The sequence below is a fragment of the Olsenella massiliensis genome (genome assembly GCF_001457795.1).
In the GTDB taxonomy this organism is placed as follows: domain Bacteria; phylum Actinomycetota; class Coriobacteriia; order Coriobacteriales; family Atopobiaceae; genus Olsenella_F; species Olsenella_F massiliensis.
In genome coordinates this window covers 531,658-544,553 of the sequence record NZ_LN898211.1, presented here as the reverse complement: position 1 = coordinate 544,553, position 12,896 = coordinate 531,658, and the positions used below count along the sequence as shown (strand labels likewise).

The following is a 12,896-nucleotide window of genomic DNA, read 5'->3' as shown; positions in this document are numbered from 1 at the left end:
CAAATTGCGATTGCTATTCCGACCGACCTCTGTTTTCGGAAGTATCAATGTTCCAAGACCTGCCAAACAGCTCGTGCCCGCGGCTCAGCTCTATAACCTTCGATTTTTCAATTACTTCAGGGATGCCATCGTCGGAATATGAGCTTGTCCGTCTGTACGATGAACAGGGGTATGCCGAGCTCGGCGGCGATCACCGAAGCCGTCATAGTCTTGCCCGTGCCCGCGTCCCCCTCGAGCAGGAGCTTGCGACGGCAGCTTAGACCGAACGAGGCGAGCCTCTTCCTTTGGCGATACTCGTCTAGCATACGGTCGATCTTCTCGGCGATTTCTGGCGAGACAACCAAATCGTCCAGTCAAACCTCCGGGAATGAGACAAGGAACAGATTGTCCTTATTCGCAAGACTAATGACATTGTCCTTTGCACGAGTGGATGCATCAATCATGGCAGTGATTTCCCTACCCAAAGTGGTGTGGCCAACGCGTGTTTCTGATGCGGCTATGCGCAATGCCGCAGTCTTGAAACGTTCCTTATCTTGGTCGTAATGTGCTTTGATAAGGGCTTTTATCTGGTCGCCGGTTGCCATGGGACACCCCCTCTCGAATCTTAAAAATTCTACCGACCATCATAGCGACGCGGAAGAGACTTCTCTGCCGAATTTGATAATTGACCGCAAACAACTTGTTTGTTTTTTCATTCGGTTATGACGTAACAAGACTTAGCGTGATTCAGCATCCCGTTAGGCTTTGCATGCACGCCTCCAACAAGCACATCCCTGCTTGTCCGTCCAAGAACGCAACTCCTTGAGAATAGATGAAACCCGAGGGCGCCATGAGCCCCACCAATCGAGCCCGGCTCACGGCACCCATGGGAGAATGCGGGAGAATGCTCGAAATTAAAATCGTGAAAGGCCGCACATCTCGGGCTGCTTTCACGTTGTAGTGGGTAGAGGAGGTGATTTGGCTTGCCTAGACGGGAAACCGGCGGCCTGGATACGAACCGGGCGCGCGAGATTGCCGAGGAGTGCTACGACGACGTGCTGGCGTACTGCAGGCGCCACGCGCCCGCCGGGCACGAGGCGGCCGACCTCGCGCAGGAGACGTTCCTGCGCTTCGTTCGCGCCCAGGGCTACCGCGAGCGCGGCAAGCCCATCGCCTACCTCATGAGGGTGGCGAGGAGCGTATGCGTCGATGCTAGCCGCAAGAGGCGGCTGGAGACGGTGAGCCTCGACTTCGAGGTTGCCGCCGATGAGAGCAACGTGCGCGATGCGGACCTCGGCCCTGCGTTGATGCGGCTGTCAGACGAGCTGCGAGAGGCCGTGGAACTGCGCTTCGGCATGGGGCTCGGGATGAACGAGGTGGCCCAGGCGCTCGGCATTAGCCGTTTCGCAGTGCGCAGGCGGATAAAAGCGGCATTGAAGGCACTCGAAGAGGACTTGAAGGAGGGTGGTCTTGATGGGTGAGGCGGAACGAGCGAGGCTCACGATCGAGCTTTCCCGGCATTATTCTGCCCAACGCGAAGAAACGGACGCGAGTACCATCGATTCGCTCGCCCTGGCCATGGTTGCCGAAGACGCGCGGATGAGCAGGGTTCGAGGCTGCAGGATGGGGTTCGCCCCGTTCGTCGCGTCCCAGGTGCGCTACGTCCCTTCATGGACCTGGGTCGCGCAGCTGGGAATCGTCGCGCTCATGCTCGCCGCGGCGAGCAGCGCCGCGGACGCGAGCCTCGCGAAGCTCGTCGTCGGCGTCCTCTCTGCCGCGGCCGTGCTCGTCGGCGTCCCCACCCTGCATGCGAGCAAGCTGAACGGTGTTGCCGAGCTGGAGTACTCGTGCCCCAACAACGCTGCGAGCGTGATGGTGGCCCGCCTGATCGTGCTGGGCTGTTCGTCGGCGTTGACGGTCGCCCTCATGGTGGGAGCGGTCGCGTCCTCTCTGGACATCGGCGCGCTCTCGGTCGCGCTTTACGCCTGCCCGCCGTTCTTCTGCTCCTGCGCAGGCTCGCTGGTGGTGCTGAGAAGGGCGGCGCCCTCTTCTGCCACGGTGCTCTGCTGGGCGTGGGCGGCCACATGCTGCGCCGTGCTCATGGCCCTTGCGAGCATGTGGCCGGACATGTACGGGACGGCCTCTCTCGCCTCGTGGATCGCCGCGGCCGCCGCGGCGCTCGCGTGGCTCGTGCGCGAGGTCGCGATGCTCGTGCACGCGGCCTCTGTGGGGCTGGACGCGTTCTCACCGCATATGGCGAAAACCTACCACTAGATAAGGATTGCAGTATGGAGCTCACATTGGATCGGCTGACCAAGCAGTTCGAGGCGAGGATAGCCGTGGACCGCGTGTCGGCCACGCTTTCCCCGGGCGTGACGGGGCTTCTGGGCGCGAACGGCGCGGGCAAGACCACGCTCATGCGCATGGTCTGCGACGTGATGCGCCCCACCAGCGGTCAGGTGCTGCTCGACGGGCGCGATGCCCTTTCGATGGGAGACGAGTATCGGGCGCTGCTCGGCTACCTCCCGCAGGATTTCGGCTACTACCCCGACTTCTCGGCGCTCGAGTTCATGCGCTACATGGCCACGCTCAAGGGCTTCTCCAGCCGAGACGGCCGCGCCCGCAGTGTGCAGCTGCTCGATGAGGTCGGGCTTGCCGACGACGCGCGGCGCAAGGTGAAGACCTTCTCCGGCGGCATGAAGCAGCGCCTCGGAATCGCCCAGGCCATGCTCAACGACCCCGCCATCCTGGTGCTCGACGAGCCCACGGCCGGCCTCGACCCCAAGGAGCGCGTGCGCTTCCGCAACCTCATCGCCGGCTTCGCGCAGGACAAGATCGTCATCCTCTCAACCCACATCGTGAGCGACGTGGAGTTCATCGCCAATCGAATCCTGGTGATGCGCGACGGCGGCTTCATCATGGACGGCACGCCGGAGCAGGTGGTCGCGCAGGCGGCGGACAAGGTGTGGGAGTGCCACGTGGAGGCGCATCGCGCCGAGGAGATGGCCACACGGATGCAGGTGGCCAACGTCCGCTATGCCCCCGACGGTCACGCGGTGGTGCGCGTGGTGGCGGACGGTTGCCCGATGGAGGGCGCCGCGCCGGTCGAGCCGACGTTGGAAGACCTGTACCTGCTCGCGTTCCGCGACGCGGGCATGCGTTAGGAGCATGCTATGGGAACACTAATAAAATTCGAGATCAGGAAGATACTCGGCAACCGCGCGGGCATGGCGGCGTGCCTGGCCGCGCTCGCCCTGCTGGCGGGCATGGCCTTCATGAACCTGGCGACCATGTCCACACGCGACTTTGCAACAGGAGAGGTCGTCGAGGGGCTTGCCGCCCAACAAACATACCTCCAAAAGGAGGAATCGCATGCGGGCCTGCTCGACGATGCCCAGGTTGCTGAGGATGCCGCCACACTCGATCGCGCCAACCAGCTCGCAAAAGGAACCCCTGGCTTTTACGATCTGTCGAGCGACGAGATAATCGCCCAGTATGGTCTCGGGTTCTGGCAGCAGACGAGGGCCGTCGCCTCCGACGACTACTACAACGAGATTGTGGGCACGCTCGATAGCGCAAGCCCGCGCTCGACGAGCCTGCGAGAGGGCTCGCTCGCAAGGGTGGACGCCTCATTGTCCGACGGCTTCGAGCACTATTTTCCCTACAGCGATGCCGAGGTGTCCTACTGGCACGACAAGTTCGACCAGATCAAGTGGCCAGTTGAATTCGGCTACGCCGGCGCATGGAAGAACGCCTTGGATTGGGCGAGCTCCCAAGCTTTCGCGATTGTGGCGCTATGCATCGCCCTCTCGGGCGTGTACGCGGGAGAGTACCAGAACCGCACCGCCGCCGTGGCGCTGCCGACGAGACGCGGGAAGAGGGCTCTTCCCGCCGCCAAAGCCGTCGCGGCGCTAGCGTTCGCCACGGCATACTGGTGGCTTTGCGCGGCGGTCGTCGTGGGGATCAACGTGGCAGTGTGCGGCGCCGGAGGGTGGGATCTGCCGGCGCAGGTGGTCTTCGGATTCAACAACCCGTACCCGCTCACCGTCGGGCAGGCCATGCTCGCCGTCTACGGCCTCGGCTATCTCATCGCGATCGGCATGGCGGCGCTTACGCTGCTCCTGTCTTCGAAGATGCGCTCCACGATGCCGGTGGCCGTGATTCCGATGGCGGTGGCCTTCCTCGGGATGTTCGCCCTCTTCATCTCTCCACTCGCGAAGCTTGGGGCCCTCACGCCCATGGCGGGAATGAACTTCGCATTCAGCCGCATGGTCAGCTTCGCGGCGGGGACGGCGGTAATCGACCTTCCCACTGCGCTGGCGATACTCTACGCAGTCCTCCTAGCGGCTTGCACACCGCTTGCGATGCGCGTTTTCGCAAGGCATCAGGTAGCCTAGAGAAAGGGGAAGGGCGGGTGCCTACGTACCCGCCTGCTGCGCATACGCATCCGAGAACCGGCGAAGCGGCGGCTCTGATGGTATGTAGATTGTTTTGCCGGGCGGCAAGGGGCCGTGCCGCAGTAAAGCCCATCCTCTCGTTAAGAATTCGCTATCGCAGAAGGAAGAGAGGCACCGTAGGCGAATCTGGAGCCGCGCGGGGCCCTACGGATGGAAACGAGTCGGTTCGGCTACAGCTCCCGCACCTCGTAGAGCCTTGCCGCGATTGCGGCAGAAGCTGCATAGAGGCCGACGACTGACTGCTGAGCCAGGTAATTGCGCATGATGATGAGGTCGGAAAGAGTCATCGTCTTCATCGGATTTCTCCCTTCAACACGAGGTTCATGTAGCCGTCTATGTCGGCACGGTCAAGCGCGATTCTGGGGAACCGTTCCCCGAACGCGAACCGATCGGGAACGAGAATCGCCGTACTGTACGGCTGCCTGATGAAGCGCACCTCGCCAGGGGCGAAGAACGAGCTTTCCGCGACGGAATCGAACTCCGCCGCATGACATTGTGCGACGCCCGCCACGTCGGTAATGGCGTCCTTTATGACAGAAAACGCGATACGGCCCACTTCGATGCAGACTATGTAGTCAGCAATCTTCTCGAGGTCGCTCGTGATGTGGCTCGACATGATATGTGGCCGAGTTCAGACTGAGGCAATCTTACATAAAATAGCTGGACATCAATAAGGAAGAGTGTCTACCCCACTACGAGTTCATAGCCACCCCCCAAAGGCCTTATCCTCCAAACCACACTGGTGGCCGCCTTCACCATGGCTGCGTCGTGGGAAACCAAGAGAAGCGCGCCGGGATAGACGGCCAGCACGCGCTCCAGAGCCTCGATGGATCCTATGTCGAGGTGGTTAGTGGGCTCGTCCATGATGACGAGCTGAGGGCGTTCGACAATCCCAAGGGCCAGCATGAGCTTGCGCATCTCCCCCGGACTGACGGCATCTCCCTCGAGCATGCGGTTCGGATCGGAGTTGAGCTGCGCCACGACGGAGAGGACACGACCGCGCCGACTGGCCGGAAGATCGTGCAATACACCCAAGGCAGCCCGCTCCTGGGCCCGATCGGGCTCCTGGGGGATGTAGAGAAATCTCGTCGTTTCGGCAAGGCCCTCCACGACTCGCCTGACAAGGGTCGTCTTGCCGGAACCGTTGTCCCCGACGAGCCCTATGTGATCGGTGTTTCCGATGTGCAGAGCGGGAACGACCAGGGAGGCGTCACCGAGGGGGATGCTGCAGGGCCCCATCCTGAAAAGGAGCCTGCGCCTGCTGGGCTCGGCATCGAGCCACACGTCCGCCTCGTAGCGCTTCTCGACCCGCGTCGCCACAAGCCTCGCCTCCGCGTCCTCCAGCCTTCCGGCCATACGTGACGAGAGCCTGCCTGCCTGCCCGTCCTTGCCGGTCAACACCGCGACACGCACCCTGCGGCGCGCGTCCGCATCGTGCTTGTCTATGCCCCTAAGGCTCCTCTTGCCAGCGGCACGCGACGCCTCCTCACGACGACGCCTGACTTCCCGCTCGATGCGGGCCTTCTCCTTGCGGGCCTCGTCGCGCGCGTGGACGGCGCCTGAACGCTCCAGGGCCGCCTGCGAAGATGCCCGCGAGTATCCGCCTGACCTCATGACGACGGCACCCCTAGAGACGAACAGACACTGCGCGCAGAGGGCATCGAGCAGCTCCCGGTCGTGCGAGACGAGAAGGCCGATCCCATCGAAGCGCGACAGCGCATCGGATATGGCACGGCGAGTCGACGCATCGACGTGGTTGGTGGGCTCGTCCATGGCAAGGACGTCCGGAGCGGCCCACAGGGCGCAGGCCACCTGCAGTCGCTTCTGCTGCCCGCCCGAGAGCGTGGCATAGCGCCAGAGCCAGTCGTCCTCGATGGCGAGCTCGCGACGGAGCCTCACGGCTAGGCCGTCATGGGCAAGTGCGAAATCGACCGCGTTTTCCGGCGGCTCCTTCGCATCTTGGGCGCAGTAGGCGGAGAAGAGGGATGGAGAGACCGTGCCAGCGTCGGGCCGCAAAAGCCCGCAAGCCACCAGCGCCAACGTGGTTTTGCCCCCGCCGTTGTCACCGACGATGCCGGTCCACCCACGGGGAAACGTAGCGGTCACGGCGCGTAGGGCGGGCCCTGCCGTCAACGGATAGGTGTATTCGATGTTGGAGAGGTTGAGCTGCATGTCGCCTCCGGTCCTGCGGGAGGCCATGGGGGCAGCTCTGCGCTTTGTCAGTTTGGGTATGTGGCTTTAGAACGATGCTCGAACATGCGATGCTGCACCCGCAGGCATGGCCACCAGCGATTTCGCTTGGCTTTCAGGTGGATATGAACATCGCTAGTTCTTCATGCACTGGGGCCTTTCTCGTGCCGACGCTTGCCAAAGGCACCGGCGGATTGCTTGGAATCATTATAGTCACTCGGGTGACAGCGAACAATCGGGCAGATTGGCCCAACCCGGTCAAGTTGACAACAGAATTTCGCCATTTGGACCTTAGGGTGGCTTACTGTGGCTTAGTGCCGCGTACTGCGGTATCGCAGGCGAGGACAAGACCATCTACCATGCCTGGTACGAGGGGTCCGATACAGGCAACTGCCGCTTCGACCACATGTGGAAAATCAACGGCGGGCACGGCAAGACGTATGCGAGCTTTAAGGTGTACTGGAGCCTCGCCGAGGGCGGATACGGCACGCTCGACAAGTCGTCCGGCGATGTCAAGGTGACCAAGGGCAACTCCCAGTACTCGCTGGCTGGTACCGTGTATGGAGTCTACAAAGACGGCTCTCTCGTAACCAAGCTCGAGACGGACGCAAGCGGGCACGGAAGCACTGCAGACAAGCTCCCAAACGGTACGTACACCGTGAAGGAAATCTCCGCACCAACGGGCTACGAGCTGTCTGACGAGGCGTTCACCATCACCGTCAAGGGCGCGGATGCCAGCGTCAATGCGACCGACCAGCCCATCACCGTGAAGCTCACCATCGTTAAGCAAGACAGCGAAACCCTGGAGGCCACGCCCCAAGGCAGGGCATCACTTGACGGCGCGACCCACGAGGCTACGTGCACATACAACGGAACCACCAAGACCGTCGAGGGAACCACCGAAGGCCCGCAAATCGTGTTCGACGGAATTCCCCTGGGCAAGATCACGGTGAAGGAAACCAGCGCTCCTGAAGGCTATCCCCCAACACCAAGACCCATGTGTTCACGGTGACGATCGTTACCGACGCTAACGGCTATGCCTCGACAGCTTCTAGCTGGAACGCGCACGCATTCAACACCAACGCAGGCACTTCTGAATCGGGAATCTGATTCGGTTCCTCCGAACCCAACAACAACAAGGGCTCACTCATTTACGACACCTACACTATTGAAGAGCAACGATGCGATTCCAACGCAGACAGGGACCTGATCCCAGCGTTCGACGTCACTGTCTACAAGGACTCTGTAAAGATCGACTTCGGAACGCTCGTAAACTCCGGGAGGCCCAAGATCGGCACTACCGCAACCGGTGCGGATGACGATGATCACGAGGCTGTCGCCGACGAGGATGTAATCGCACGATTCTCGACCCTTAATCGAGTTTTGGGAAGGTTTGTCACTCTTCGCTCTGAACGGGCGCAACGCGAGTTTTCCCCTTCCCAAAAACCGGGTGAATACACGATGACTACATGGAAAGCGGTTGCGATACGAGGCGGCTAAAGAGCTCTATGGAAGCACTCCAACGATGTTTGGTACGTATTCGCAACGAGGAGCAGATTCTTTCTCATCTAATAGCAACGCTTACCGCGACATGAGCGGAACGAAGAATATAAATGCATATCAACACCTATAAGAGAAGCTCTGAAATCGTTTGATTTCAGAGCTTCTGGGTTATTTCCACTCATCGAAAGTTCCGGTGGCTTTGTCCTATTCCTACCACTAGATGCTAACCACCGCCATTAGATGGGCGGCTTGCAACTAGATGGAACGAAGCCCCAGCTCACCCCCACTCGATCGTCGCATAGCCCGTTTCGATGTAGCCAGCGGGGCAGGTGAGCTGGGACTTTCTCTACTCTCTCATTGCGAAAACCGTGTAGTCACCCTGTAGTCAGCACTGACTACATGCGATGTAGTCACTTGATGAGAGTGTTTTCATCCGACCGAAGAGTGACACGTTTGACCTGCGGAAACGCAGTTCGGTTGCGTGCAACTGACTACATGGGCGGAAGCGGCGCCAGCGGGGTGGGGCGCACTCGGACTCGAGAGTAACAAATCCCGAGTGAAGAGTGACAGCCCTGAGCTGGGGAAATAGCTTTTCCGCATGTAACTGACTACATTGCAGCCAAGCTATCTTTGAAACCCTGTTGAATTTTTCTCATTGGAAGCCTTGTAATCCATGCTTGCTTTCAATTCACTAATGATGTTTTCGCTGCCGATTAAATTATCTGAATATCGATGAGCAATGTCATCTAGGCGCGAAAATATATTTTCAAGCTCTTTCACGCTCGACTCACGCCATTCTCCCCAAACGCCCATCACCTTTTTGTCGCTATCAGGTGCACGGGACGAAACCATTTCATCGACCTCTGCTATGCAATTATGTAAACGCTTGCACGTTTCCAAAGAGGCTTGAAAAGCAATGACGGCCTTTTCAAGTCCGTTGATATTGCTTTCGCTGAATGCGAGCTCTGCAGGTGAAATTGCCTCTAAGGTATCAGGATCATTCATGTGATTCATAAGAGTGCTAAGCTGATAAGTCTTTTTTATCAGACTGCAGCCATTGGAAACGAACACTACCTCAATGCGCTTGACCGGTCCATTGTACAGAAGCCACCATTCTATAAGGTGCTCATCTGATTCTAAATCGCACTTCATGAGATCTCGAATACAGCTTGCAGCCACTTCTGAGAATGGAACGCCCGATGATGCTTTGTAGGTAGTTTTGAATAGATCACCGCAAATCACTGCGGTCTCTACATCCGGTTCTGTACTGAATCTATTTACAAGAAGAGGCTTGAGCTTCTGTAATACCTTGGCTCTATAGGCTTGTCTGAAGAGTGTCTTCTCCTGCTTCTTGTCTTTCCTGCACCATAAATAGTTCCAGTAAACGGCATGCTGAAACAGTTTTTCTTCCTGCTTCTCACTTATTAAGCACCTTCCTCCGAAAAGGTTCGTAAATTCGGCATCGCAGATTTCGGATTTAGCGCAAGCCTGTGCAATGTTACTTACAGCTACTGTCGACGGGCGTTTGTCACAGTTAAGCGCATATAAGATCATGTCATTAATACTATTAAAGTGGTTTTGCAGGTTTAATAGGAATCTTCTCGTGTCACTCAAGACAGGATTCGTCTCTCTCGTCAATCCAAAAGCGGGTGCTTTTTCTGTTGCGCTGCCATCATTCCTATCTGTATCAAATGCTTTTGCTTGCCCAGAATTGAATGCGTAGGTGTCCAACGCACAGATTGGTAGGTTCACGTCAACAACGTCTAATTCCTCTTTTGCCTTTGTAGCTTCATCATTAAATCGTTCCTGCAACTTTCCAACAGCCTTCTTGTCTCCACTAAGTAAGGCGTCTACTAGATGTGAACAAGTATCCAAAGCTCTAATCGAGTCAGAAACAGTATTTTTCAAAGACTCTTCCAGTTCTTTCCAATCTTTCGCGATGCCGTCGTCGAGCTTGCACATTCCGATGTAATACCGATTAATAAGCTTCAGCCAGTTAAGTGGAAGATTTTTCTCAGGGATATGTTTTTCGCAATCGGGAATTTCTACACCACCGGCCAACGGTTTGATTCCAGCATATTGCACGCAGTACCTTCCGCATTGCGGAAACAGCCGCCTTAAATCGCATACAGCTTTCATGACCACATCATTTGGCTGGTAGCTACTGTCAAGGGCAGATGGGTTCCCGCTCTCAAGGTTGCTACTTATCCTCGGAGCGATTATTGCGCTAACTTGGTGCACTAAACCATCAGCATTAAGGCATCCGGAGGGTATTTCTTCGTAGCTTTCGCCACTTTCCTCCAGCACCTCTTTTGGTACCAGCTCCGACGAGTCGAGCCAAACTATGCCATCTCTTTGACAGGTCTTAAGTAAGATTGCTTGGCGGTCTTCGCTGCTAATGTCTATGTCAATGATGCTGTAGCCAACGAGTAGGTCTAGAACGTGATTTACATCTACTGATGCTAGATTATCAACGTGAGCTAGAGCGTCGGTTTTGCTATCAGAAATTAAATGTCCGAAGCCCCTGCTTCCCACATACGCAAGAACGAAACCGGCTTCGGATGCTTGACTGGGAAGTAAGTCGACTGCTGGAAGGCGTTGTGCTAATTTCGAAAGAAATCGATCGGTTGCTCTATATTCGGCTTTTCGACAAGCTAACTGAGCGACTAAAGCACAAGCAGACTCTTTAATAGCGCTATCTGGAAATAATTCCAGTATAGGTTGCCAATTCTGTTGATTTTTCGCACTCGTTATATCTCCAGCCATCATACTTAACAGGAATACGGGTAGCTTTTCATTAATCATTTGTTGCCGCAAATCAGCGGTAGAACAATAGAAACGTCGTGCATCCTTCCAAACCATTACGCGTAATGCCTGAGCTGAAGACTTCCAGGATGCTTGGGAAATATCAAGCAAGGTATCCAGGCCGTCTTTGCTAAATGATTTTTTCGAAAGATAGGGAATAAGTATGCAGCCAAAATCGCCGGAGGCACATTTGGCTGCATTCAGAACGAGTTCTTCTTCATCCTGGTAGAGCATGGGAGCAATGATTTCGACGAGTAGCTTTGAACGGTATGGGTGCATGGGGAACACCAGACCATGCTCTGCATCCGATCGCAAGAGCATCTCGTTCTCTAGAATCTCGAGTATGTTCTGTACGTCGTTTAGTTTCGACGCGCTTTTGAGCCTTGAAATGGACGAAGGGAGCCCGTATTCACCAGCGGCACTTGCAAGGTAAAGGAAAGTCAGCCAGTTATCGCATCCTGTTATACGCAACTGTCTTACCTGCCCCTCAAGCTTCTGGCGAAGAGAGACATCATGGCTGAGGGAGTAAATGAACTCCATCAGGGGTCCCTTTCCTCCGAATGATTTCCACGCACTCTCAAACGATGGAAACAGTGAACTATTGAGATGTTTGTATAAATGTTCAGCTTCATGTTTATCGAATAGCAGAAAGACATCAGAGCTTCCGATTTTTGATGTATCGTAGCAGGCTCTGGCGGCATCATCCTCGCGGACGCTGACGAGTAGTTTCAAATTAGGGCGATTGAGGCGATTGATCTCAGTGCATAAATCCACCCATCCTGCATCAGCCCCAGCTTCAATGTATGCATAGACTTTACCTTGATTAGCCGCAAGCCCTCTAAGTGCGGCGGCAATTCCCGAAGCATTTGCAGGCGACACTCCATTAAGCAAATAAATATCTGAAATGGCGTTGCGACTCATCAGCCAGCGATAGCAGAGTGTTGATTTTCCTTGCCCGGAAGCAGCGCGGACGACAACTATATTTTTAGACTCAAAGGCTTCGCTAATTTTCGATTGCCAGGTTGAGCGCTCTACATCTAGGTTCAAGGCAATATGTTCCGGCATTGCGCTTGCGCCGGACCGATATGCGGCTTCCAGCTCTGAAACGTTATGCTCACTGCCAGCAAGATATTGAGACAAAGGAACAATCGTGTGGCCGTAGTTTTCAAGATAGCCGCGGGCTGAAGACGCCTGCAATGCAAAGTTTGCTAGTTTTGTCTGCCACTCTCGATCGGTAATTCTTATTCGGCATCGACAGCAGGAGTATATGTAGCTCATGACGTAGTCGCGTGCCAACCCAACAGCGGCTCCTGTTTCAATACGATTACTGAGCTGCTGCTCAAGCAGTGATATAAGAGACTGCTCATCAGCCTGCTCAACGCTTAAGTGCCCTTGGAGCCATTCGCAAAAATCGTCTGGGTATCCATATTTCTCAATCATTTTCTGGCTGATGGAACCTTCTGCTTGCAAGCCCCCAGTGACATCACTCATTTCGTGATCGAGACTTCCGAAAATAATTACGCGAGCCCTGATATCCAGGTCTTGTTTCCAGAATGCGTATATATGGCCGAAGAAAGAGTCGTCTTTCTCCAGGTCGGTGTCTTTAGCTTTAGGATTCAGATTGCTGAGGTGGAAAGCATTGGATTTACAGCTCTTGACTTGAATTAATTCTATGCACTCTTTATATGTTCCACCTCCTGTTACCACCGTCAAATCCTCTATGGTCTCGGGGAGGAAGATGAGGCCATCATTTTTGCGTTGGGCCACTCTTGCGCCTATATAAAGCGCTTGAAGCCAGTACCCTCGCCATGCGCTTTCTGCTCCGCGAGCTGATCGCAAAGCTAGTCTGTGAACATTATCGAGAGCGATTTGCAGCTCGTCTGTAATTGCATCGTCTTTCATGGCCTTCCTTGCTTGTGCTTGTAACTAAGTGAGCTCATTCCACGTGTTGTCATACGAGTA

Annotated in this window: 11 protein-coding genes; 5 read left to right on the top strand and 6 right to left on the bottom strand. The window is 56.0% G+C overall.

The genetic code is table 11. The annotated features are described in order from the left end of the window. Positions 1-116 precede the first annotated feature (116 nt). Positions 117-305 carry an AAA family ATPase gene (locus BN3001_RS06430; protein ID WP_058270934.1) on the bottom strand — a complete coding sequence of 63 codons (189 nt, stop codon included), beginning with the start codon at positions 303-305 and terminating at the stop codon, positions 117-119. 48 nt (positions 306-353) lie between these two features. Next, positions 354-584 (bottom strand): hypothetical protein, encoded by a 231-nt coding sequence (locus tag BN3001_RS06425; protein WP_058270933.1) that lies wholly within the window; start codon positions 582-584, stop codon positions 354-356. A gap of 378 nt (positions 585-962) precedes the next feature. Here BN3001_RS06425 and BN3001_RS06420 point away from each other — a divergent pair, with 378 nt between their 5' ends. The 4 genes from BN3001_RS06420 to BN3001_RS06405 all read left to right on the top strand — a co-directional run bounded on the left by BN3001_RS06420 (position 963) and on the right by BN3001_RS06405 (position 4,376). Beyond that, positions 963-1,460 carry an RNA polymerase sigma factor gene (locus BN3001_RS06420; protein ID WP_058270932.1) on the top strand — a complete coding sequence of 166 codons (498 nt, stop codon included), beginning with the start codon at positions 963-965 and terminating at the stop codon, positions 1,458-1,460. A gap of 118 nt (positions 1,461-1,578) precedes the next feature. Then, on the top strand, positions 1,579-2,253 hold the full coding sequence (locus tag BN3001_RS06415; RefSeq protein ID WP_197407466.1) for a hypothetical protein: 675 nt from the start codon (positions 1,579-1,581) through the stop codon (positions 2,251-2,253). A gap of 14 nt (positions 2,254-2,267) precedes the next feature. Beyond that, on the top strand, positions 2,268-3,143 hold the full coding sequence (locus BN3001_RS06410) for an ABC transporter ATP-binding protein (protein ID WP_058270930.1): 876 nt from the start codon (positions 2,268-2,270) through the stop codon (positions 3,141-3,143). A 9-nt stretch (positions 3,144-3,152) separates the two neighbouring features. Continuing rightward, complete coding sequence (locus tag BN3001_RS06405; protein ID WP_058270929.1) at positions 3,153-4,376, top strand: ABC-2 family transporter permease; 1,224 nt, start codon at positions 3,153-3,155, stop codon at positions 4,374-4,376. 230 nt (positions 4,377-4,606) lie between these two features. Here BN3001_RS06405 and BN3001_RS08635 read toward each other — a convergent pair whose 3' ends face one another. The 3 genes from BN3001_RS08635 to BN3001_RS06395 form a co-directional block, all read right to left on the bottom strand. Continuing rightward, positions 4,607-4,732, bottom strand: a complete 126-nt coding sequence (locus BN3001_RS08635) for a hypothetical protein (RefSeq protein WP_268872527.1) — start codon at positions 4,730-4,732, stop codon at positions 4,607-4,609. Further along, entirely contained in the window at positions 4,729-5,052 is a 324-nt protein-coding gene (locus BN3001_RS06400; RefSeq protein WP_058270928.1) for a hypothetical protein, read from the bottom strand. Before BN3001_RS06400 ends, BN3001_RS08635 begins: the two co-directional genes overlap by 4 nt. A gap of 68 nt (positions 5,053-5,120) precedes the next feature. Further along, a complete protein-coding gene (locus tag BN3001_RS06395; RefSeq protein WP_235815069.1) occupies positions 5,121-6,635 on the bottom strand; it encodes an ATP-binding cassette domain-containing protein in 1,515 nt (504 codons plus the stop codon). Positions 6,636-7,032: 397 nt separating this feature from the next. Between BN3001_RS06395 and BN3001_RS06390 the strand changes: the two genes are divergently transcribed. Beyond that, positions 7,033-7,638 (top strand): MSCRAMM family protein, encoded by a 606-nt coding sequence (locus BN3001_RS06390; RefSeq protein WP_058270926.1) that lies wholly within the window; start codon positions 7,033-7,035, stop codon positions 7,636-7,638. 1,115 nt (positions 7,639-8,753) lie between these two features. On the opposite strand, the gene BN3001_RS08390 is transcribed toward BN3001_RS06390, so the two are convergent. Then, positions 8,754-12,836 carry a hypothetical protein gene (locus BN3001_RS08390; RefSeq protein ID WP_148362963.1) on the bottom strand — a complete coding sequence of 1,361 codons (4,083 nt, stop codon included), beginning with the start codon at positions 12,834-12,836 and terminating at the stop codon, positions 8,754-8,756. Positions 12,837-12,896 lie beyond the last annotated feature (60 nt).